We start from the raw sequence: 22109 nt of genomic DNA, 5'->3' as shown, positions 1-22109 counted from the left end.
TGCTATTTGATATTAAAATTCACATCAGGAGCCTTTTCAGCACCTGCAGAAGCCTCGAAATATGGCTTTTCCCTGTATCCTCCTAAAAATAAGGAGTTCGGGAACCTCAGCACATAAGTATTATAGTCTTTCACGGTTTCGTTATAACGCGTTCTTGCTGTACGAATCTCATTTTCGGTAGAGGCAAGCTCATCCTGCAGCTTAAGGAAATTCTGGTTACTTTGCAGTACCGGATAATTTTCTACAGTAGCCAATAGCCTTCCGAAAGTAGACTGTACACCTGCCTGTGCCTCGCCAAACGCCTTCAGCTGTTCGGGCGTGGCATTAGATGCATCTACCTGGATAGAGCTTGCTTTTGCCCGGGCTTCTGTTACGGCTGTAAGGGTACCTTTTTCAAAGTTGGCGGCACCTTCAACAGTTTTTACGAGGTTTCCTATCAGGGAATTTCGCCTTTCATACGAAGTTTCAACATTACCCCAAGATTCGCCCACATTCTGTGTTCTCGTTACAGCGCCATTCTTAACGTTCATTGCCCAAATAAAAATAATTACGGCAAGTACACCGATGATAATTGCAGGCACGATCCATCCCGGCCTTCCACTTTTTGTGCTAGAGCTCATTTTTTATGTTTATTAAGTTGTTTTTTATTGCTTCTAATTTACTGATTATTTCAAATTTATCAAGGGTCTTTTTCTGACTTTCCTTCAGGTGTACCCTGGCACCGTCGAGCGTAAAGCCGCGTTCCTTCACCAAGTGGTAGATAAGCTGGAGGTTCTTTACGTCCTCGGGGGTAAACATACGGTTGCCCTTGGCATTCTTTTTCGGCTTGAGCACATCGAACTCCTTATCCCAAAAACGGATAAGCGACGCGTTGACATTGAAAGCTGCAGCGAGTTCTCCTATGCTGTAATATCTTTTTTCGGGCAGTTCTAAATGCATTAATCGAGAGATTGGTTTTCCTGGTTAGCTAATTTAGAAATTAAAATGTATTCTTTCGCAGAAATATTTCCGTAATAGAAATTTAGCGGGTTTACCACCTCGCCATTTTTGTGCACTTCATAATGCAGGTGGGGCGCCTCGCTCCGTCCGGTACTGCCTACATAGCCTATTACATCGCCGCGCTTTACCTTCTGCCCTGCCTTTGCCTTGAATTTGCTCATGTGCCCATACAGCGTTTCGTAGCCAAAGCCATGGCGTATAACGATACGGTTGCCGTAGCCCGACATCTTGTTATCGGCAGCAACAATAACACCATCGCCCGTAGCAAAAATCGGCGTGCCGGTGCGGGCGGAGAAGTCCATCCCGGCGTGGAACTTGCGTATCTTTGTAAACGGGTCGCTCCGATACCCGAAACCCGAAGCCATCTGGCGGAGGTCCTCGTTCTTAACCGGCTGTATGGCGGGTATAGACGTAAGCAGTTTTTCTTTGTCTTTGGCCAGTTTAGCTATCTCGTCGAGCGATTTCGACTGGACAACAAGCGCTTTTGAGATGATATCGAGCTTTTTGGTGGTACTTATTACCAGCTCGGAATTGTTATAACCTTCCATTTCCTTGTAGCGGTTCACCCCACCAAAGCCTGCCTTGCGCTGCTCCTCCGGAATGGGAGTCGTGTTGAAATAAGTACGGTAAATGTTGTTGTCGCGTTCCTCTATATTGGCAAGTACCTCGTCTATCTGGTCCAGTTTTCGGTTAAGTATCTCGTAGCGCACCTGCATGTTCTCTATCTCGCGCGCCTGCAGCCTGTCTTTTGGCGTTTCGAAGTACGGGGTGTTGAGTAGCGCCACGAAACAAAGGAACCCAAAAAGCGCCGCCGCAGTGAGGAAAAGCAGGACAACGCCCACTTTTTTACCCATCTTCGGCTTTATCTTCCGGTACGCCAGGTTTTCTGTGTCAAAGTAATATTTTACCTTCGCCATGTCTTAAAATATTCTATTTTTGCACCTTATGAAAAAAGCCGTGAGGTGCGTAAGTCATAAACGAACAAATGTAGTAAATGTTACGGTTTTTACCGATCCTTTTTATAGCACAATAAATGTTTTTGACCACACAGGCAAATAGGTAGTTAAACAATAAACAATTCAGAGACCCCAAGGTTTTAAAAGCCTTTGGGTGCGGACAGATAAAACAAACAAAATTCCAAATATGAAATCCCAGGATATCAGGAAACAATTCTTACAATTTTTTGAAAGCAAAGGCCACCTCATCGTGCCTTCTGCCCCGATAGTGACCAAAGACGACCCCACACTGATGTTCAACAACTCCGGAATGGCGCAGTTCAAGGAATATTTTCTGGGCAATGGCACGCCCAAAAGCAGGCGTATTGCCGACACCCAGAAATGCCTTCGCGTGAGCGGCAAGCACAATGACCTTGAGGATGTAGGGTTCGATACCTACCACCACACGATGTTCGAGATGCTGGGCAACTGGAGCTTTGGCGATTATTTTAAAAAAGACGCTATCAACTGGGCGTGGGAATTGCTGACGGAAGTATATAAAATCCCGAAAGATATCCTGTATGTAACCGTATTTGAGGGCAGCAAGGAAGAGAATGTACCTTTCGACCAGGAAGCGTATGACATTTGGAAGGGCCTTATATCGGAAGACCGCATACTCCTTGGAAACAAAAAAGACAATTTCTGGGAAATGGGCGACCAGGGTCCGTGCGGGCCGTGCTCAGAGATACACGTAGACATCCGTTCGGCTGCGGAGAAGGCTGAAGTTTCGGGTAAAGACCTTGTGAATAACGACCACCCCCAGGTAGTTGAGATATGGAACAACGTATTCATGGAGTTCAACCGTAAGGCTGACGGCTCGCTGGAAAAACTCCCTGCACAGCACGTAGATACCGGTATGGGCTTTGAACGCCTGTGCATGGTGCTGCAAAACGTACAGAGCAATTACGACACCGATGTATTTACCCCGCTTATCGAAAAGGTGGAAACCCTTACAGGTGCAAAATATAACTCAAAGGCTGCCAATGACGCCGAAGAGAAAACCAATATTGCCATCCGTGTTATTGTCGATCACGTGCGTGCGGTGGCTTTTGCCATTGCCGACGGGCAGCTGCCATCTAACGGTGGCGCGGGTTATGTGATACGCAGGATTTTGAGGAGGGCGATACGTTACGGATTCACATTCCTTGACAAAAAAGAGCCATTCATCAATGAGCTGGTGGCTGTATTGGCTAACCAGATGGGTGAGTTTTTCCCTGAGATAAAGAACCAGCAATCATTGGTAACGAATGTTATCCGTGAGGAAGAGGCTTCGTTCCTTCAAAAACTGGTACTCGGAATGGATTTACTGGAAGATGTGGTTACCGAAACACAAGGTAAAGAAATCGAAGGCGCTAAGGTATTTAAATTGTATGACACCTTTGGATTCCCTGAAGACCTTACTGCCTTAATCTTAAAGGAAAAAGGCTATACCTATGATAAAGCGGCCTTTGATATTGAGCTAAAAAAACAAAAGGACCGTTCCCGCGAAGCTAATGAAGTGGCTAAAGGGGACTGGATCATTTTAACAGAGGGCAATACTGAAAGCTTTGTTGGTTATGACCAGACTGAAAATGAAGTTAAGATAACCCGTTACCGCAAAGTAGACTCTGCAAAAGACGGTGTGCAATACCAGATCGTGCTTGATGCAACACCTTTTTATCCTGAAGGCGGCGGGCAGGTTGGCGACCGTGGCGTACTGACCTCTGCTAATGAACGCATTGAGATACTGGATACTAAAAAGGAAAATAACCTTATCATACATACCACCCAGGAATTGCCGGAAAATATCGAAGGTACATTTACAGCTATCGTGAACGAAAAGCTGCGTGATAATTCGGCGAGCAACCACTCGGCTACCCACCTGCTCCACCAGGCATTGAGAACAATCCTCGGCACACACGTGGAACAGAAAGGTTCCTTGGTTAGCCCGAACTACCTGCGCTTCGACTTTTCACATTTTGCTAAAGTGACCGACGAGGAACTACAGCAGGTGGAAGGCTTCGTAAACGCCCGCATACAGGAACACCTGCCGCTTATCGAGCGCAGGAGCATTCCTTTCAAGCAGGCGGTCGAAGAAGGAGCTATGGCATTGTTCGGTGAGAAATATGGCGATAATGTACGTGCGATAAAATTCGGCGAGAGCATGGAACTTTGCGGGGGCATCCACGTGAAGAATACTGCCGATATATGGTACTTTAAAATAATTAGCGAAGGCGCTGTTGCTGCGGGTATACGCCGTATAGAAGCTATTACGAATGAGGCGGTGAAAGACTATTTCGCCAAGCAGGAAAAAGCCCTTGAGGAAATAAATGCGACACTCAAAAATCCACAGGATACACTGAAAGCGGTAGTATCGTTGCAGGATGAAAATACGAAACTGAAAAAACAACTGGAAGCATTGCTTCGCGACAAAGCCAAAAACCTAAAGGGCGATTTAGCAAAAGAGCTACAGGACATCAACGGTGTGCAGTACCTTGCCAAACAAGTCGAACTTGACGCTACCGGCGCCAAAGACCTTGCCTATGAACTGGGCAACCTTGGCACGAACCTGTTCCTTGTCCTGGCTACCGTAACCGATGGCAAGCCGATGCTGACGTGCTACATCTCCAAAGAGCTTGTTGCCGAAAAAGGCCTCAACGCCGGGCAGGTAGTCCGCGAACTGGGTCAGTACATCCAGGGCGGCGGCGGCGGGCAGCCTTTCTTTGCTACCGCAGGCGGTAAGAACGCAGCGGGCATCAATGAAGCGCTGAGTGCGGCTGTGGAGTTTGTGAAGTAGGTTTATTTTTCCCGCAAGGATTTATTTTTAAAATTTCTCGCAATTTTTTTGAATTTCACGCGAAGGCGCAAAGACGCAAAGGCTGTACGTACAAGAATTGCTGGCAATTCAGCTTCGCGGCTTTTATGCGCTTCATTGCCGGCATGAGTCTTGGCGGCTTTGCGACTTTGCGTGAAAATATTTTTTATTTTAGCCAATATTAAAAGGCTTATATGACAGAAAATGATATTGCTAAAATCGTCGTAGACACTTGTTCCCGTATCCATACAAAATTAGGCCCCGGACTACTGGAATCTGTTTATGAAGCGATATTGCACTATGAGCTAACTGACGCTGGCCTGAAAGTGGAGCGCCAAAAGCCCTTACCTTTATTTTGGAAAGATATTCAGATGAATATCGGTTTCAGGGCAGACATTATAATCAATGATATTTTAGTTGTGGAAATAAAGTCTGTAGAACAGATGAATCCAGTATATTCCAAGCAACTTTTAACGTACCTGAAAATTGCCGGCTGTAAGTTAGGCCTTCTTATAAATTTTAATGAGAGTCTAATTAAGAACGGCATAACAAGGGTTGTAAACAATTTATAGTCACTAAAACTTTCCTTACCTTTGGATTAAAATTAAAATTCAGCTACATGAAAAAGATTGTATTAACCATTATGGCAATTGGCATCTTGGCTTCCTGCTCTAATGATGACGGGCCATCGGGCACCGGAGGAAATGGGGGCACCACTGCTACCCTGCTTAAAAAAACCATTGAAACAGCGCCCGACGGAACGCAGCTGGTCTCTACGTACACCTACGAGGGGAACAGGATCACTGCTATTAACCATAACAACGGCACTATAGAGAATTATGCCTACCAGGGTAATTTCCTTACCGAGATAAGGCATTACAAGGATGGCGGCCTGATAAGGAAAGAGACCTTTCTTTATGACAGCAACGGCACTTTTGGCGCTCACATAGACTACAATTACAACCTGGCCAATCCTGCCAACAACAATGCTGTCCGCACCGATTATTCCTATGATGGCAACAAAGTGAACTTTGTGCAGTATACCGGTGATGAAAGCCGACAGGAAAACCAATCCCAAACCGGGACGTTGACGCTTGTGAGCAATGGTAACATCATTAAATTCGAGGGCTCTACTGGGAATAAGACGGTGAGCTATTCTTATGACTTTAAGAATTCGCCCCTAAAGGAAGTATATGCTTATGGTATCCTGGCGCTTACCGAATTTGAAGGAGGTGTGAATAACGTCACTTCAACGCTTGTTTCGGTAAACGGGACATCAGGCAATACGCTGACTACGTATACTTACAACGACAGGGATTATCCTGCGACAGCTGTACATACCACTACCGACAGCAGTATATATAACATACAGTATTTTTATTAAATGAAAATTCACCCCGCTTTACTTTCTGATATTGCGGGGTATATTATTCAGCACTAACAATTTTAATTCTCTTTTTATGTTATTGATTTTATAATCAAGACCAAACAATTATTTACCAATGAAGAAAATTTATGCAGTAGCCGCTGCCCTCCTGCTTATCATCACATCCTGTTCATCTGACCAAAACCCTGAAAATAACGGTACGGATGCCGTGCTTCTGACAAAAAAGATCGAACAATCGCAGAACGGCACCATTGTCACTACGCTTTATCAGTATGATGGTGAAAAACTGGTAGCTATTTCCAACAGCGCCGGGCAAAATAATGTGTTCACTTATACCGGCGACCAAATCACTAAAGTGGAGCATACCGGAAATAACGAAGATGCCAAAACAACCGAGTTTACTTATGATGACGAGGGAAGGGTATCTGAAATGCTGGAATATGGCTTTAACACCATACTGGGCGAGGAAGGCGAAGTTCCGGTTCAGGAGCCATGGGCGAACAGGACTACGTATGCTTATAATGACGATGGCACGATCACACTGGTAACCTATGCCGGAGACCATGAGTCTCAAACTGAAGTTATTAAAGAAGGAACGTTGACCGTGGCCAACGGAAACGTTACCGCCTATACATCAGCATCGGGCAACTCGGCCTATACATTTGATGGAAGCAATAACCCTGAGATGAACATAACCGGCATAAGCCCTGTGAATATCGCCTGGCAGCTTGGGGGCATAAACAATATAACTGCCGCAAGCCACAGCAACGGATCTGGTTCGTATACGGCTACTTATACCTACGATCAGGACGGTTACCCGCTAACAGGCACTAAGACCGATGCAAGCGGGACAACGCAAATCTGGTACCTGTATTAAGCCAATGAAATTCACGACCCAAATACCCATTCAAAAAAGCGATCATCCTATCGACTACAATTCGAGGGTATTATCTTTAGGTTCGTGCTTTGCAGTCAATATCGGGCAAAAGTTCAGCCATTTCAAATTCAGGAATACGACAAATCCTTTCGGGATACTTTTCCACCCGCTTGCGCTTGAAAAATTCATCGGCTTCGCTGTACACGAAAAAACGTTTACCGAAGTCGATATTTTTTTTCATAACGAGCGCTGGCACTGCTTTGACGCACATTCGGACCTCAGCCATCCCGACAAGGATGTACTGATACAAAACCTCAACAATGCAGTTGCTTTGGCGAATGCCGAAATAAAAAACGCCACACACCTTATCATGACTCTTGGCACGGCGTGGTTATACCGCCATGTACAAAATGGTGAGCTTGTAGCCAATTGCCACATGGTGCCCCAAAAGAATTTCACCAAAGAGCTTCTTCCTGTAGCGACCATAAGTGAAAGCCTTAAAAACAGTATCACGATGGTAAAGCAGGCCAACCCAGCGGCGCAAATTATCTTTACGGTATCTCCTGTACGCCATATTAAAGACGGCTTTATACAAAACCAATGGAGCAAGGCCAATCTCATTTCCGCTCTCCAGGAAACGTTGAACACGGAACCCGAAACCCGCAACCTGTCGTATTTTCCGTCGTATGAAATAATGATGGACGAGCTTCGTGACTACCGTTTTTATGCCGAAGATATGATTCACCCGAACCGGACGGCTATCGATTATATCTGGGAGCGCTTTACCGAGGCCTTCATAACATCGGAAGCTCAAATAACAATGAAGATGGCCGACAGTATACAAAAAGGCCTGCAGCACCGCTCTTTTAACCCTGATTCTCAGCAGCACCGGAATTTCGTATCCGGCCTGAACGATAAGATTGCAGCATTGCAGCAGCAGCACCCACATATAAAATTTTAGAATTTATTTTCTATTGGGCGACATCATAAACTGCTTTTTTAAGCCAATTATAACATAACCGCTCACAGGTTCTTCTTAACTTTAAAAGAAAATATGGTTAAGAAGGCGCTTTTGGTCATTATCGCGATCGGTGTAATTATCCTGTTGTTCCGTTATTGCGAATTTAAAGGTGACAGCCATACTACTGTTGTCGAGGAAAGTGCCTTGATACAGGAACAGATACGCAATGTAGGCAAGCTGGTGGTTACCGAAGGGCATTTTAGTGAGGTACTAACCTACAAAGACACCAAAAAAGGTTTCTTGAACCTATTTGATGCCGAAAAGAAAGCAATTGTGATCGTGAACGCCGAAGTTACCGTAGGTTACGACCTGAGCAAGGTACAATACGACATTGACGAAACCACAAAAACCATTACCATAAAAAACATCCCGAAAGAAGAGATAAAGATAAGCCCCGACCTGAAGTATTATGATGTGCAGCAGAATGGCTTCAATGAATTTGGCGGAGAGGATTATAATAAGATAAACAAACAGGTTAAGGAAAGCCTGGCAAAGAAGATAGAAAAGTCATCGCTGAAAAGTAATGCACAGAACCGCCTGGTAAGCGAGCTGAGCAAGATCCTGATACTGACCAATACTATGGGATGGACGCTGAAATACAATGGGAAGCAGATGAGCAATGAAAGGCTGAATGATGGTATTTTTGAAAATTAAAACCACGAATTACACACCCGCACCCGGAATGTATAATTCGTGGCTTAGAATAAAAAACTTAAACAGCTTTTTCTTTTTCAAATATAAGTTCGAGGCCGCCATCAATAAGATGGGCCACTTCAGGACGTTTCTTTTTAACCGAATCCAGGTGCAGCATTACTTCCTGCAATAACACTTCATCCTTGATTTTATGGAGCAGTTCGGCAATTTCAACGGAGAGCAGCCAATCGTTCGGGTGCTTTTCTTTTAGTTTGGTAAAAGTATCTGCAATGCTAAGGGCGCCGTCTTTTCCTTCCCTGATATCCCTAATGTTTTTATACAGGCTTTCCAGTTCTTCCCTTTCCGGCGACTTCTTGGCCTTGATAGTTTTGCTTGACGGCACGTGCGTAATCAGGTCGAAGCTGTTTACATCGGCAGGGCCGGAGAAAGCCGAAGTGACTTTCTTGCCTACTGCCATATCATAGATACCCCATTCCGGGCGGAAGAGTATCGTATCATTATGGGTTACGGTACAATCCTTAAAGCTGATAATGATGATCTTGCCCTGAAGGTTCCTCGTCCCTGTAATAATCTCGCCGCTAACGGTTATATTTCCTTCGAATTCGAGCGTTACCCTTTCGCCTTCGTAAATTGCATAGGCTTTCAGGTCGCGCGGACTCATGTCTTCAATGGCGAGGTTGATGCCTTTCAGCTTTCCTACAGGGCTGCCAAAGCCTTCGGCATGATAGGAAGCCCCATGCCCTACCAATTCCTTTTCACGATAGGATAATGCGGTTTTGCCCGTAGTCTGTACATACACCGGCTTACCGTCGTTTTCTATAACATTGGTGAACAGACCGGATATTTCAAGGCCGGTGCTTAGTTCTATAGTCCCCAGCGCTTTTGATTTAATCAGTTTTTCAATCCCGGAAAGGCCGCCGGTACGGAGCGCCATTTTATTGGCAAACTCTTCCAGCACCTGGCTCAGGTAGGCAAAATCGGGTGTAACGAACAGCTGTGGCTGTGGCTTGGTAATATCAAAACCCTGGTAGGCCGCATCGATGCTGTAAGGCACTTTCTTAACGTTGTCTGTCATGCACCATGTGCTTTCGCCGATAGAAGAAAGCAGTCCGGCACCATATATTTTTGGATTTTCTACAGTGCCTATGAGGCCGTATTCTACCGTCCACCAGTGCAGGTTGCGGATGAGCGCCATTTCAGACGGTTCCACTACTTCGTTCTGCAGATCATCTACGCGTTTTTCTATCGCCTCGATTTCTTCTTTTGGCGTGCCTTCGGCTTCTTTCAGTATCGAAAGCAAGCGTATGGCCTCGTATATCTCATAATCGCGTGCCGAGGATATGGCCTTACAGCCAATTTCGCCGAAACGCCTTAGATATTCGGCATATTCCGGGTTGGCTATTATCGGCGCATGCCCGGCCCCTTCGTGAATAATGTCCGGTGCGGGGGTGTATTCAATATGTTCTAACTGGCGAATGTCTGAAGCGATAACCAGAACGTTATACGCCTGGAATTCCATAAAGGCATTCGGCGGAATAAAACCATCTACCGCCACTGCTGCCCAGCCTATTTCCTTCAGTATCCTGTTCATGCCATACATACTCGGGATATTATCTATCTCGATGCCCGTTTTTTTAAGGCCGTCAAGGTAGGAACTGTGGGCTACACGACTCAGGTAATCAACATTTTTGCGCATCACATAGCGCCATACCGCCTGGTTTATCGGCGTATAGTCGCTGTAATCCTGTGGCTTTATAAATTGCCTTAAATGCTTCGGAAGCCTGTCTATTAAAAGGTTGCTCTCAATCTGTGCGCTCATAGGTAAAACATTAATTACAATCGTAAAATTACGAAATTCTCATTGAACAATACTAAAACGTAAAGTTTATATTTTAATTTCACGGATAACAAAGTACTCTTTATAAAATAATCAAGCTTATTAAAATGCAAAAAAAAGCCACGGTAAGGGGCCGCGGCTTTTCAAACAGAAACAAAGTAATAATTGAATAACAGTAATAAAACAGTTTATATAAAACTCCGGATAGTACTGTTTTAGTATTGCATTCCCTAAAAAAATTATTCTTTAACGATCTTCTCCACCTTCATTCCTCTTTCTGTAAATACTTTTACAAAATAAATACCTGATGCCCTGCCTGAAATATCAAGTGAAGTAGTGCTGCCTGCCTGAAGCAGCCTGCCCTGAACATCATAAAGCTCTACTGATTTTAATTCTGATGTGGCTGAAATATTCATAAGGCCTTTTGACGGATTCGGGTAAATTTTCACTGAATTATCTTTTGCAAAATCCCCGCGGTTAAGGACTTCGAAAACTGTCGTAGCATCATTAGTTGCTATAGGCCAGTTATAATCGAAGAAGATGTCGGCCTTTTGGGTTACATCATCATTAGCCTGAAGTGTATTGAGCGTTTTTATTTTGAACACTACGTTGCCTTTTTCTCCCGCGCCAAGGTTGATATCATCAAAACGGAACTCTACTTTATTATCAGTGATTTTTGCCTGCACGGGGTGGGAAGCATTGATCAATTGGAGCGAAGCCATGTCAAACTGTGCTGCATCAATTACATCTTTCACCACAATAAAAGTCGCAGGTGCTGTACCTGTATTTTCAAAATTGATGTTATAATGAAGGTACTCTCCTATCTTGTCCGGGTTTACGGAGTTGCCTTCGAGACAGGTGATATCGTTAGGGTCTAAAGAGCCTATTACAATCTGGTTCAGTTCGAACACATTATCATCCGGGAACTCATCGCCTGTTACAGGGTTGATGGTTGCCGTAAAGCCAAGCTGGTCGTCTATATTTACAGAAGGCGTTTCCATTGGGGCATTTACATTCAGGATTACATATATTTCCCTTTGCTGAAAAGGCACAAGGTTGCTATAGTTCCATGCCAATACTCCCGGAGTGGCGGAATTTTCAGAAGGATTGGCAGAAACAAAATCCAGCTTATCTTCCTGATAAGCAAACACTACCGAACCCGAAAGCATCTGGTTACCCTTATTTCTGTAAACAACCTTATAAAGGGCATCAAATCCGGGGCGAGCACCAAAAGGCACGATCACAATATCAAGATCCGGGTGAGTGCCATTTGGCGTAAGGCAGAAGTTTTGGGTGGTCACAAGGCTGTCTACTTCGGTAAAATTTATTTCGGCAAATGGCGGGGTAATTGTGAAGAGGTCGTTTTCAAAATCAGGTGTGATTGTGAAAGTGCCTGCCTGGGTGAAAAATTCGTATAATCCGGTTGAGCCTATAACTGAACCATTTTCCGTACCATCATTTAGATTAAGTTTTATGTTGCTAATGACAGAATCATTAGTATCGCAACCATCACTTTCATTGTCGAAAAGTAGTGAACCTGTGATAACATTGTAGTTGCCGCCCGGGGTGAAGGTGCAGTAAGTGCTAAGCAGGACATTAGATTCCATACTCCCGAAATTTTCAGCTTCACCCTCATCCATACAAACAAAACATTTATTTGTAGGATTAGCATTAGATGCTAAATCTATATTCGCCGAATAAGGGTTATAGCTTGGGTTGCCATTTTTTAGATTTACATAAATATCGTCCGCGTTATTAAAAAATTGCAGGTTGACGGATTCAATATTTGGACAGCCGCTTAAGTCTAATTCCGTTAGGCTCGTGCTATATAGAAACATGTTTTTTAAATTAGGATTATTTCCTATAATTACTGAGGTAAGTGAGTTTAGCGCATCTATATCTAATGTTTCGAGATTTGACAGTCCCGATACATCAATAGCAACTATAGGCGCCCATTCAATTTGAAGCCCCTTAAGACCTGTAAGACCTGTAAGATCCAAATCTGTTAACTGAATATCACTAATCCAAAGGGTTTGCAGTTGCGAAAGCCCTGATAAATTAATCTCCGTTACACGGCATGAAATCGTTAAAAAAGTAACATTATTAAATGCCTCTACACCTTGCAAAGAATTTATTGAAGAAGAAGCAGGTAAAGAAATGTCCAAAATATCAGGAACTAATGCTTCGCTCACCTGTAACTCTCCATCGCCATTGGCATCTAATATTCCATCGCCAAATTGGTAGTTCAACAAATAACTTTTAAAATTCGCATCGGGAATGTTTACGACCTGTGCCTGCATTATTCCTGCAACAAAGAGGAATAATAATAGTAATTCTTTTTTCATAATAAGCTGGTTTTAATAAAAGATACAGAAATTTCTGAATGGTTGCGTCCAAAACAAAAAACCGACGAGTTAGATATTAGTTACTACTTTAAATTACACGAAAATAGAGCCTGCTAATCTCCAATCAACGCCATTGTGTTAAATAATCCTCGTGTACAATATATCATAATTGCTATATCATATTATTTGTAATTTTGTCCGCCAATAATCAAAAGCAATCCGCAATTAGGGAAATTATTAATATACCCCTGATAAATAAATTACAATATCATATCATGAGAAGAAATGTGTTTGCAGCCTTACTAATCTTAATTTCATTTATTTCACAAGCTCAGGAAAAAGTAAATTTTTCGGAGAAGTTTAAAAAAGAGAACCAGGGAAAATATAAGATCGAGGTCAATGAGTTAAAAGAATTAATTCATATCATGATAGCCATTACCAATACCGGTAAGGATAACAGTGATATGATCCAGCAGGAAGGGCAATATTATAAAGACATACGATCTTACTTTAAGCCTTACGAAAATGAAGCGATAATCAAAACTTTTGATTCGCTTATGGCGGCTTCTCTTTATAACTATGTTTTCCTGACCGGGAATGCCATTTCATATAACCTAAAAGGGAAAAAACTTATAAAAAGCAATGTCTTTATATTTCCGGCAATGGGCGTTGCGAATGCGCATATAGATATAAACCCGATTACCACCTACAAAAATGAAATAGAAGATTTTGCGAGGAAAAGTAATTTCAGGAAATTCTATGCCGATCATAAAGAATTTTACGCTAAGATCATTTCAGACTACGACAAAAGCGCTAACCTCGGCAGGCAATGGAAATGGCTGGAAAATAACTTTGAAACCAAAAAGGACAGTTATATCATTTTATGCTCTCCGTTAATAAACGGATTTAATTATACGGGGCAATTTATGGACAATAATTTTACGCTGATCCACATGAACCTGCCGCCCATAGATAACTATCCGAACCTTACCGCGCTTGAAAATGAGTTATTAAACACAAGAGTGATGTTTACCGAAATTGACCACAATTATGTTGGCGCGCCTACAGAATCTAACAAGGATCTTGTAAGCCAGGTTTTTGACGATCGAATAAATTGGGTTAATGAAGAGGCAGACGGAACCTACGCGTACCCAACACCTGTAAATGTTTTTAACGAATACATGACCTATGGGGTTTACGTTCTGTACTGCAAAGACAACTATGACCAGGCTACTTTCAATAAGGTTACAAAAGATGTTATTACGCAAATGACCGACAGGGGCTTTACGAAAATGGAACTATTTATGGATAGCCTTTTGAAGTTACGTTCGGAACATCCAAATGAAAAAATAGACAAATGGTATCCGGAATTCCTGAAGCAGCTTGGAGAAAAAAAGTAAAGCTTTTAAAAATAAGCCGGAAAGTTTCCCTTCCGGCCATCAGCCTATATTTTAAAATCGTAGCTTACTTCTGCTTCGGCGGGTATTCTTTCATTATCCCGGAAACAAATTCGTTGATGCGCTCCTGCTTTTTGTCGCGGTCAAAGGTCAGTACGCCTTTGCCTACGCCCTGCCATACCAGTTCTTTTTTGGAGGCATCTACAAGGTCGATGTAGAGCGTGCCTTCGGTAGAGGTGCTTACAGAAGTGTAGTTGCCACCCCAACCCCACGGGCCGCCCCAGCCCCAGCCGGGACCCCAGCCCCAACCGTAGTAACCACCCCATCCGTAATAACCGCCAAAACGGTTAACGTTGACTTCTTTGGTTGCTTTGGTAAAGATGTTTACCAGCAGTGCCGGCTTTTCACTTTTTGTAAAGCCTTTTTTTGCCATCTCATCATCAATGGCATGCATGATCCTTTTTTTATCAAGGTCGGATATTTCGGCTTTGTCGATACCGTCTTTCAGGTAGCCGTAAGTTTTATACTGGCTGAAGTCAGCCGCATCATCATAATCGGATGACACCCTTATGGAACTGCACGAGGCAACAAGCGCAGTGATACATAGCAGCGAGAGCAATTTTACTGTTTTCATAATACAATAGCGTTAATTATTCATAGCAATACATCACGGCCAAACAACCAACCCTTTTATGAAAATGTTTACAGCAGGCTGTCGTCTACCTTATTCGGCAGCGTAACCTTCAGCAGCGGCTGGCTTTCCATGGCACGTTTGATGGCAAAAATAGCCTCATCGTTCCTGGCCCAGCTGCGCCTTGCAATACCGTTGTTCACATCCCAGAAAAGCATTGATTCCAAGCGCCTTGATGCATCTGAAGAACCATCAAGAACCATACCAAATCCGCCGTTTATTACCTCTCCCCAGCCAACGCCGCCGCCATTGTGGATGCTCACCCACGTAGCCCCGCGGAAGCTGTCGCCGATAACGTTGTGTATCGCCATATCGGCGGTAAAGCGGGAACCGTCATAAATGTTGGAGGTTTCACGGTAAGGCGAGTCGGTACCCGACACATCGTGGTGGTCGCGGCCCAGTATAACTGTACCTATTTCGCCTTTGGCAATAGCCTCGTTAAATGCCCTTGCTATGTTGATGCGGCCTTCGGCATCGGCATAGAGTATGCGTGCCTGCGAACCTACCACCAGCTTATTTTCCTGCGCCCCTCGTATCCATTTTATGTTGTCCTGCATTTGCTGCTTAATTTCTTCCGGTGCGGTCTTTGCCATTTCTTCCAAAATAGTTGCGGCAATGGCATCGGTTTTTGCAAGGTCTTCCGGCTTGCCCGAAGCACACACCCAACGGAACGGCCCAAAGCCATAGTCAAAACACATTGGCCCCATAATATCCTGCACATAGCTCGGGTATTTAAAATCGATGCCATTAGCTGCCATTACATCGGCGTGGGCACGCGAAGCTTCCAACAGGAACGCATTTCCGTAGTCAAAGAAATAGGTGCCTTTTGCCGTATGCTTATTGATAGCATCTGCCTGCCTGCGCAGTGATGCATAAACTTTTTCCTTAAACAGTTCCGGGTTGTCGGCCATCATGGCATTAGCTTCGTCAAACGACAGCCCCACCGGATAGTAGCCACCCGCCCAAGGATTATGAAGCGATGTCTGGTCACTACCCAGGTCAATATGTATATTTTGCTTATCGAATTCTTCCCAAACGTCTACAATGTTTCCCTGATAGGCTATCGAAACAACTTCTTTATTGGCTTGCGCCGAACGGACGCGTTGTACGAGTTCGTTGATATCGGTTACTACTTCGTCCACCCATCCCTGCGAATGGCGCGTGTGTACGGCTTTCGGGTTTACCTCGGCACACACTGTAATACAGCCTGCAATATTACCCGCTTTAGGCTGTGCGCCGCTCATACCGCCAAGGCCGGAGGTTACAAATATCTTTCCTTCGAGGCCTTCGCCGTTTTTGGATATTTTACGCCCACCATTCAGTACTGTGATGGTTGTTCCGTGCACAATACCCTGAGGGCCTATGTACATATAGCTTCCTGCGGTCATCTGCCCGTATTGCGTTACGCCCAGCGCGTTGAATTTCTCCCAATCGTCCGGTTTGGAGTAGTTGGGTATCATCATGCCGTTGGTTACCACTACCCTCGGTGCATCCTTGTGCGACGGGAACAGGCCCATCGGATGTCCGGAGTACATTACCAGCGTTTGCTCATCGGTCATTTCGCTCAGGTACTTCATGGTCAGCCTGTACTGTGCCCAGTTGGAGAACACCGCGCCGTTCCCACCATAGGTTATCAGCTCATGCGGATGCTGTGCCACAGCGTAGTCCAGGTTATTCTGTATCATGAGCATGATGGCTTTGGCCTGCTCGCTTTTACCGGGATACTCACTAATCGGCCGCGCATACATCCGGTAATCCGGGCGAAGGCGGTACATATAGATGCGCCCGTAGGTTTCCAGTTCATGGCTGAACTCCTTTACCAGTTCTGCGTGGTGTTGCGGCTCAAAGTAACGGAGCGCGTTACGCAATGCGAGTTTCTTTTCTTCAGCGGTTAGTATCTCCTTACGCTTTGGCGCATGATTGATGTCGGTCTGGTAAGGCTTTGGCTGGGGTAAAACGGAAGGGATGCCTTCCTGTATCTGTTCGTGGAATGTCATTTTAATAGTTTTCAGTCTCAGTCGCAGTTTTCAGTTCTAAGCTGCACCTGAAAATAGTTAGTTTGTTTTCCATATTAACAGTATTCAGTCCGTAAGCCACTGTAAACTGTGACTGCGACTGTCCACTACTTTTTAAAATCTCCTGTTCGTTTGTCAAATCCGTAAGGGCAATGGCGGCAGCCGCTTTTGCAGCAGTAGCCCCTTTTGAGGTGAAATGCTTCGGTAAACACCTTATATCCTTCGGGGGTCAGATAATAATCTTCTCCTTCTATTAATTTATTTCCTAAATTTTGCCCTGTCATACGCGCAAATTTAGGAACTTTACATTTATAGTCTGTTTAAATTTTAAGCAACTCTATTCTATCTACACAACATTCCCAAAAAGTGATTAATAAAGGGGCCTCAACAAATTGAAAAATTAATTTCCTAATCTTACGATTTGAAATTATCGTAAGGAATATTATTGCCATAAAAAAAATTGTCAAGCGCATCGAAAGAACTAAAATTATACACTTCATCTTTTGAGTACGAAGATTCATCGTATTGCAGTCCTTTAGGGCACTCTTCCCATGTTAAAGCAATCTCATTGTTATTCAACCATACCTTTATTATTCCTGACATTTCACTTTGCTCATTTTCACCATAAATGTAGTAGCATGTTTGACCGGATTTAATTGTGAATATAAACTTTTCTTTATTCATTTTCTGTAAATATAAATTTTGACATAAAAAGCTCCTGATAATTATTTACAAAATTTTGGCCTGTCATACGCGCAAATTTAGGAACTTTACATTTATAGTTTGTAATTATTCGGAAAATGGAACGCGGATGACGCGGATTTTGCGGATGAACACGGATTTTCTAATGAAATATAAAATCATGCACCTATAACTATGCATCACACTATCTTTGCGGCTTATTACACACCTTTTCCGGCATGAGTCTTTGCGACTTTGCGGCTTTGCGTGAAATTGAAAATATCTAAATGATCATCACCTCCAAATATTTAATCCCTAAAGGCTATGCTGCTATGGCACTGTTCCCTTTTATCATCGTTCACGACCAAAAGATGAGGGAAAACAGGGTGCTCATCAACCACGAGCGCATCCACCTCCGGCAGCAGCTGGAATTGCTGGTTATTTTTTTTTATATATGGTATGTAACAGAATACCTCTTCAATCGTCTGCGGTATAAGGATGCTAAAAAAGCCTACCGCAATATCAGTTTCGAGCGTGAGGCGTACGCCAATGAAAAAAAACCGGATTACCTGACTGCCAGAAGCCTCTGGGAATTCAGAAAGTATTTTAGCTCCAAATAAATAAGCTGCTACACAATTCATATGGGAGTACATATATCTCTTTGTAAAAACGACACTGTCTGCAGGGATTTCAGTATATTTGGAGGTTTCCGTGAAACAAAAACTGTGAACCCAAATTTTTCCTTTTCTATCTTCAATTGTGCCGATACGCTTCCTGTAGCCTGGGATGCCATTGCCAAAAAGAATACCTTCCTGTCGCGGCCCTACCTTGCGCTGCTGGAAAAAGCTTCGCCGGACAATATGCAATGCCATTTCATAGGGCTCTTTAATAACGGGGAACTTTGCGGTATTGCTCTGGCACAGTATGTCAACCTGAGCCGTATCAATACCTTTGTCGAGGAAAAGAAAAGCTTTTGCCTGAAGGATTATATTTTCAGGAAATTTTCATCGCACATCCTTGTGATTGGCAACAATACGCTCACAGGCCAAAATGCTTACCTGCTCGATGATGGTATACCGGAAACCGAAGCCTTGTCTCTGTTCCGGAAGGCGCTACAGCAAATGGCCCGCGACTACCGTAAAAAATGCATTTATATCAACCTGCTGGCTATAAAGGATTTTAACCGCGAAGAGCTGCCCGATTTTAAAGCGGCAGGCTTTAAAGGTTATTATGAATTTTGCACGCAGCCGAACATGATATTTGACATCAGGGAAAACTGGAATACTATCGACGATTATCTCGCCGACCTGAACACCAAATACCGTACACAATACAACCGTGCCCGCAAAAAAGCGGAAGGCATCGAAAAGAGAAAGCTTACGGCAGCAGAGATCAGGGCACAGGAAACGCGTATCCATGAGCTTTACCTTACTGTAGCCGGCAATGCGTCGTTCAATACGTTTCATTTACCAAAAAACCATTTTGAGGTCTTCAAGGAGGAACTGAAAGACGATTTCCTTTTTTATGGCTATTTCCTTGACGGGAAGCTTGTCGGGTTCAATACGCTCATAAAGAACGGCACCGATATGGATACCTATTTCTTAGGCTATGATGACACGATCCAAAAGGAAAAGATGCTTTACCTGAATATGCTGTACGATATGGCGGGTTATGCCATAAAGAAAGGATTTAAGCATGTTGTGTTTGCTCGTTCGGCGATGGAGATCAAGAGTTCGGTTGGGGCAAGAGCCGAACAGGTGTATGGCATGATAAAGCACACCAATCCATTTGTAAACCTTTTTATGGCGAGGCTGTTCCCGTATTTCGACCCAAAAGTGGAGTGGAAAGAAAGGAGCCCGTTTAAGTAAGGTTTTATTCTAAAGACCCCAAAGGTTTTTGAATCATAGGTGTTCGGAAGAGTATATGATTCTGTAAATGAATAAATTAAATTTTAAATTATTTGATTTTACAAGGATTAAAGGTTTATCAGTATGCTTATATGCCGCTCCTCCGGAGCTCAAGTAGGTTTCGCTTACATTGTTGCTATAAATATTCCGTCCCTCCGGGACTCATCAGTGGCAGCCCCAACGGGGCGATATGTTTATAGAAATATTGAACGTGGAAACCTTAGAACTCCAGAGGAGTGACATATGAATTATTGGTAACTCTTCCGAACACTTGTCTTTTTGAAACCTTTGGGATCTGGAAACGTTTAATATGATGTTTTACGTCCGCGTGAGGGACAGAAGCGGCATCCTGCTGAGGCACGAAGCAGATACAGCGGATGGCCCGACGCTGTAGCCTGCGGAAGCGGCACGCCCAAAAAATTATAGAATATTGTTACGCCCCTTCAGGGCTATTATCATGCATCCCTCGTATTCCCGAGGCGTTGCCCCGGGCTATATGGTCTAACCCTTTCAGGGTTGTGAACCAGAAATCATTAAGGCACCGCCACCTTCATCTGACGGTGGAGTATCTTTACCTCCAGGCGTTCTTCTTCGCCGCAATATTCGCCATCGATCTGGAAGCAGACCGGAACGTTGGTCGTGATCAATGCTTCTTCTGTCGAAATGATCTCGACATCTTCTTCACTGTCAAGCGGTATTTTACCCGCAATTATTTTTCCGATAAGGAAAACATCCATGCTTTTTAATATCACGACCTCAAACTTCCCGTCGTCCATTTTCCCCACGGGGTTTATGGTAACGCCTGTACCGTAGCGTTGTGTGTTGGCGATGACCACCATACGGGCTTCGGTTTCTATAGTTTTGTTATTTGCTTCTATTTTTACGTGGAAAGGCGGGTCCAGGTCGGTAAGCGTACTGATAGCCTGTAGCGCATAACCCAGCTTACCACGTATTGAACTGCCTTCATAATTACGGATAAGTTCGGCATTTACGCCAATATCGCTAAGGTGAAGGCTTTTTTTACCGTTGATACATACCATGTCCATCTCCATCACATTGCCATGGAATGCGATCCTTAGATTTTCCTGTACATCGGCAGGAAGATTAAGGTCAACCGACAGCCCGTTAGCCGATCCCGCCGGGAGTACACCGATTATAACATCATTGTTCTCTACTGCTTCGGCAACCATTTTTACAGTACCATCGCCACCGACAACCAGTATGCGGCCGGGCTTGTGCTCTTTATACAGCGACATTATTTCTTTTTCATCTTCCTTGCCTGTGGTCTCGAATTCAATCAATTCTACCCCTTCATTATCCGCATATTCCCGCGCGGCAGCCACCAATTCCGTCTTATCATTCCCGCCTGCAATCGGATTAACAATCAATAAACATTTCTTTAGGGTATCCATCCTGATTTTTTTATTAAATTTAGAAAAATAGAATAAGGAATCTCTTATCAAATTTATAAATTTTCATGAAACCAGTTTTAAAACTTTACCGTGGTTATGCCAACGAGGGGGAACTGATTGTTTTCGGACATGTCTTCAGGCCAAATACGGCAAGTGATTATGAGTTTGAGAAGAAGCGTTTCAAAAATGCAAAATCCATCATCAGGATGTTTCGCATAAAGACGATTCCCAATGCCGACGTTTACCTTGAACACAACGGAATGAAAATCCATACCAAAGCGCTTGAGGATGGTTATTTTAAATTCTGCATCCCGTTAAAGGAACAGCTGGTGTACGGATGGACGGATTATTATGTAAGCACCTATCATGATGGCGAAGAAATCCGGGAAAAAGGAAGCTACATCAGGCCATATGAGGGGGACCTCGGCTTTATATCGGATATTGATGATACTTTTTTGGTATCGCATACGCGTAATGCTTTTAAAAAAATATACATATTGTTATGGAAGAACATCAACAAACGAAAGATATTTGACGATGTTGTGCCGCATTACCAGGCGTTAAGCACTGCAGGCCGGAATGCCAAGCAAGAAACAAATGCTTTTTTTTACGTGTCCAGCAGTGAATGGAACCTCTACAGCTTTATCGTGAAGTTTACGGAAAAGCATGAGCTGCCACGCGCCGTGCTGTTGCTGAAAGACATTAAGACAAGCCTGATGGATTTTTTCGTCACCGGGCGCGGCAACCACAACCATAAATTCGATAAGATAAAGCACATACTGGAATTTTACCCGCATCTTCAGTACACGCTATTAGGCGATGACTCTCAGCACGATCCCTACCTTTATGAAGCGATCTGCAAAATATTCCCTGTTACAGTTAAAGCTGTGTACATTCGCCAGACGGGGAGGCATAAAAAGGAAAAGGCCGTGGAAGCAGTAAAGAATATGGAATCTATGGGTGTAGCAGCCTGCTATTTCAAAGACAGCAGCGACGCTATAGCGCATTCTAAACGAATCGGGCTAATTGCATAAATTTAAGATAGTTTTATATATAATGCCTTACAAATTGGTTAATTTTAAACTGCATTAATAACC

At 43.7% G+C, this 22109-nt stretch carries 21 protein-coding genes; 10 read left to right on the top strand and 11 right to left on the bottom strand.

Going from position 1 to position 22109, the window contains the following annotated elements; genetic code table 11:
- Positions 1-2 precede the first annotated feature (2 nt).
- The 3 genes from HYN59_RS08165 to HYN59_RS08155 are packed head-to-tail and all read right to left on the bottom strand — an operon-like array spanning position 3 to position 1916.
- A complete protein-coding gene (locus tag HYN59_RS08165; protein WP_108777806.1) occupies positions 3-620 on the bottom strand; it encodes a LemA family protein in 618 nt (205 codons plus the stop codon).
- A complete protein-coding gene (locus tag HYN59_RS08160; RefSeq protein ID WP_108777805.1) occupies positions 610-939 on the bottom strand; it encodes a MerR family transcriptional regulator in 330 nt (109 codons plus the stop codon). Before HYN59_RS08160 ends, HYN59_RS08165 begins: the two co-directional genes overlap by 11 nt.
- A complete protein-coding gene (locus HYN59_RS08155) occupies positions 939-1916 on the bottom strand; it encodes a M23 family metallopeptidase (RefSeq protein ID WP_108777804.1) in 978 nt (325 codons plus the stop codon). The genes HYN59_RS08160 and HYN59_RS08155 overlap by 1 nt, the downstream gene beginning before the upstream one ends.
- A gap of 226 nt (positions 1917-2142) precedes the next feature.
- Between HYN59_RS08155 and alaS the strand changes: the two genes are divergently transcribed.
- Entirely contained in the window at positions 2143-4770 is a 2628-nt protein-coding gene (gene alaS, locus HYN59_RS08150; RefSeq protein WP_108777803.1) for an alanine--tRNA ligase, read from the top strand.
- A 2-nt stretch (positions 4771-4772) separates the two neighbouring features.
- On the opposite strand, the gene HYN59_RS08145 is transcribed toward alaS, so the two are convergent.
- A complete protein-coding gene (locus HYN59_RS08145) occupies positions 4773-4967 on the bottom strand; it encodes a hypothetical protein (protein ID WP_108777802.1) in 195 nt (64 codons plus the stop codon).
- A 15-nt stretch (positions 4968-4982) separates the two neighbouring features.
- Between HYN59_RS08145 and HYN59_RS08140 the strand changes: the two genes are divergently transcribed.
- The 5 genes from HYN59_RS08140 to HYN59_RS08120 all read left to right on the top strand — a co-directional run bounded on the left by HYN59_RS08140 (position 4983) and on the right by HYN59_RS08120 (position 8727).
- On the top strand, positions 4983-5360 hold the full coding sequence (locus HYN59_RS08140) for a GxxExxY protein (RefSeq protein ID WP_108777801.1): 378 nt from the start codon (positions 4983-4985) through the stop codon (positions 5358-5360).
- 47 nt (positions 5361-5407) lie between these two features.
- On the top strand, positions 5408-6172 hold the full coding sequence (locus HYN59_RS08135; RefSeq protein ID WP_108777800.1) for a hypothetical protein: 765 nt from the start codon (positions 5408-5410) through the stop codon (positions 6170-6172).
- A gap of 118 nt (positions 6173-6290) precedes the next feature.
- Positions 6291-7052: a hypothetical protein gene (locus HYN59_RS08130; RefSeq protein WP_108777799.1), complete on the top strand. Its 762-nt coding sequence runs from the start codon at positions 6291-6293 to the stop codon at positions 7050-7052.
- A 4-nt stretch (positions 7053-7056) separates the two neighbouring features.
- Positions 7057-8013, top strand: a complete 957-nt coding sequence (locus HYN59_RS08125; protein WP_108777798.1) for a GSCFA domain-containing protein — start codon at positions 7057-7059, stop codon at positions 8011-8013.
- A 93-nt stretch (positions 8014-8106) separates the two neighbouring features.
- On the top strand, positions 8107-8727 hold the full coding sequence (locus tag HYN59_RS08120; protein WP_108777797.1) for a DUF4230 domain-containing protein: 621 nt from the start codon (positions 8107-8109) through the stop codon (positions 8725-8727).
- Positions 8728-8785: 58 nt separating this feature from the next.
- On the opposite strand, the gene HYN59_RS08115 is transcribed toward HYN59_RS08120, so the two are convergent.
- Positions 8786-10546 (bottom strand): aromatic amino acid hydroxylase, encoded by a 1761-nt coding sequence (locus HYN59_RS08115; protein ID WP_108777796.1) that lies wholly within the window; start codon positions 10544-10546, stop codon positions 8786-8788.
- Positions 10547-10803: 257 nt separating this feature from the next.
- Positions 10804-12909: a T9SS type A sorting domain-containing protein gene (locus tag HYN59_RS08110; RefSeq protein ID WP_108777795.1), complete on the bottom strand. Its 2106-nt coding sequence runs from the start codon at positions 12907-12909 to the stop codon at positions 10804-10806.
- A gap of 275 nt (positions 12910-13184) precedes the next feature.
- Between HYN59_RS08110 and HYN59_RS08105 the strand changes: the two genes are divergently transcribed.
- The gene (locus HYN59_RS08105; RefSeq protein ID WP_108777794.1) at positions 13185-14309 is read left to right on the top strand and encodes a DUF4932 domain-containing protein; all 1125 of its coding nucleotides are present in this window, start codon (positions 13185-13187) and stop codon (positions 14307-14309) included.
- Positions 14310-14373: 64 nt separating this feature from the next.
- On the opposite strand, the gene HYN59_RS08100 is transcribed toward HYN59_RS08105, so the two are convergent.
- The 4 genes from HYN59_RS08100 to HYN59_RS08090 form a co-directional block, all read right to left on the bottom strand.
- Positions 14374-14940 (bottom strand): DUF4136 domain-containing protein, encoded by a 567-nt coding sequence (locus tag HYN59_RS08100; protein WP_108777793.1) that lies wholly within the window; start codon positions 14938-14940, stop codon positions 14374-14376.
- Between the two features lie 68 nt (positions 14941-15008).
- The gene (locus tag HYN59_RS08095) at positions 15009-16994 is read right to left on the bottom strand and encodes a urocanate hydratase (RefSeq protein ID WP_108777792.1); all 1986 of its coding nucleotides are present in this window, start codon (positions 16992-16994) and stop codon (positions 15009-15011) included.
- Between the two features lie 125 nt (positions 16995-17119).
- Positions 17120-17296, bottom strand: coding sequence for a C1orf53 family protein (locus tag HYN59_RS18040; protein WP_181369533.1), 177 nt, complete (start codon positions 17294-17296; stop codon positions 17120-17122).
- Positions 17297-17426: 130 nt separating this feature from the next.
- Complete coding sequence (locus HYN59_RS08090; protein ID WP_108777791.1) at positions 17427-17696, bottom strand: hypothetical protein; 270 nt, start codon at positions 17694-17696, stop codon at positions 17427-17429.
- Between the two features lie 284 nt (positions 17697-17980).
- Here HYN59_RS08090 and HYN59_RS08085 point away from each other — a divergent pair, with 284 nt between their 5' ends.
- Both HYN59_RS08085 and HYN59_RS08080 read left to right on the top strand, forming a co-directional pair.
- Positions 17981-18313, top strand: a complete 333-nt coding sequence (locus HYN59_RS08085) for a hypothetical protein (protein ID WP_108777790.1) — start codon at positions 17981-17983, stop codon at positions 18311-18313.
- 105 nt (positions 18314-18418) lie between these two features.
- Positions 18419-19561 (top strand): GNAT family N-acetyltransferase, encoded by a 1143-nt coding sequence (locus HYN59_RS08080; protein WP_245895686.1) that lies wholly within the window; start codon positions 18419-18421, stop codon positions 19559-19561.
- Positions 19562-20133: 572 nt separating this feature from the next.
- Here HYN59_RS08080 and HYN59_RS08075 read toward each other — a convergent pair.
- A complete protein-coding gene (locus tag HYN59_RS08075) occupies positions 20134-21012 on the bottom strand; it encodes a diacylglycerol/lipid kinase family protein (protein WP_108777788.1) in 879 nt (292 codons plus the stop codon).
- 65 nt (positions 21013-21077) lie between these two features.
- Between HYN59_RS08075 and HYN59_RS08070 the strand changes: the two genes are divergently transcribed.
- Positions 21078-22046 carry an App1 family protein phosphatidate phosphatase gene (locus HYN59_RS08070; protein ID WP_108777787.1) on the top strand — a complete coding sequence of 323 codons (969 nt, stop codon included), beginning with the start codon at positions 21078-21080 and terminating at the stop codon, positions 22044-22046.
- Positions 22047-22109: the final 63 nt, after the last annotated feature.

Origin of the sequence: Flavobacterium album (assembly GCF_003096035.1) — a bacterium.
Lineage (GTDB): Bacteria > Bacteroidota > Bacteroidia > Flavobacteriales > Flavobacteriaceae > Flavobacterium > Flavobacterium album.
This window is presented reverse-complemented; position numbering and strand designations above follow the sequence as displayed.

Excerpts from the sequence above, each read along its gene's own strand:
- alaS (WP_108777803.1), top strand. The coding sequence starts at position 2,143 with ATGAAATCCCAGGATATCAGGAAACAATTCTTACAATTTTTTGAAAGC.
- HYN59_RS08120 (WP_108777797.1), top strand. The coding sequence starts at position 8,107 with ATGGTTAAGAAGGCGCTTTTGGTCATTATCGCGATCGGTGTAATTATC.
- HYN59_RS08140 (WP_108777801.1), top strand. The coding sequence starts at position 4,983 with ATGACAGAAAATGATATTGCTAAAATCGTCGTAGACACTTGTTCCCGT.
- HYN59_RS08165 (WP_108777806.1), bottom strand. The coding sequence starts at position 620 with ATGAGCTCTAGCACAAAAAGTGGAAGGCCGGGATGGATCGTGCCTGCA.
- HYN59_RS08160 (WP_108777805.1), bottom strand. The coding sequence starts at position 939 with ATGCATTTAGAACTGCCCGAAAAAAGATATTACAGCATAGGAGAACTC.
- HYN59_RS08100 (WP_108777793.1), bottom strand. The coding sequence starts at position 14,940 with ATGAAAACAGTAAAATTGCTCTCGCTGCTATGTATCACTGCGCTTGTT.
- HYN59_RS18040 (WP_181369533.1), bottom strand. The coding sequence starts at position 17,296 with ATGACAGGGCAAAATTTAGGAAATAAATTAATAGAAGGAGAAGATTAT.
- HYN59_RS08095 (WP_108777792.1), bottom strand. The coding sequence starts at position 16,994 with ATGACATTCCACGAACAGATACAGGAAGGCATCCCTTCCGTTTTACCC.
- HYN59_RS08130 (WP_108777799.1), top strand. The coding sequence starts at position 6,291 with ATGAAGAAAATTTATGCAGTAGCCGCTGCCCTCCTGCTTATCATCACA.
- HYN59_RS08070 (WP_108777787.1), top strand. The coding sequence starts at position 21,078 with ATGAAACCAGTTTTAAAACTTTACCGTGGTTATGCCAACGAGGGGGAA.
- HYN59_RS08115 (WP_108777796.1), bottom strand. The coding sequence starts at position 10,546 with ATGAGCGCACAGATTGAGAGCAACCTTTTAATAGACAGGCTTCCGAAG.
- HYN59_RS08125 (WP_108777798.1), top strand. The coding sequence starts at position 7,057 with ATGAAATTCACGACCCAAATACCCATTCAAAAAAGCGATCATCCTATC.
- HYN59_RS08110 (WP_108777795.1), bottom strand. The coding sequence starts at position 12,909 with ATGAAAAAAGAATTACTATTATTATTCCTCTTTGTTGCAGGAATAATG.
- HYN59_RS08155 (WP_108777804.1), bottom strand. The coding sequence starts at position 1,916 with ATGGCGAAGGTAAAATATTACTTTGACACAGAAAACCTGGCGTACCGG.
- HYN59_RS08085 (WP_108777790.1), top strand. The coding sequence starts at position 17,981 with ATGATCATCACCTCCAAATATTTAATCCCTAAAGGCTATGCTGCTATG.
- HYN59_RS08135 (WP_108777800.1), top strand. The coding sequence starts at position 5,408 with ATGAAAAAGATTGTATTAACCATTATGGCAATTGGCATCTTGGCTTCC.
- HYN59_RS08090 (WP_108777791.1), bottom strand. The coding sequence starts at position 17,696 with ATGAATAAAGAAAAGTTTATATTCACAATTAAATCCGGTCAAACATGC.
- HYN59_RS08075 (WP_108777788.1), bottom strand. The coding sequence starts at position 21,012 with ATGGATACCCTAAAGAAATGTTTATTGATTGTTAATCCGATTGCAGGC.
- HYN59_RS08105 (WP_108777794.1), top strand. The coding sequence starts at position 13,185 with ATGAGAAGAAATGTGTTTGCAGCCTTACTAATCTTAATTTCATTTATT.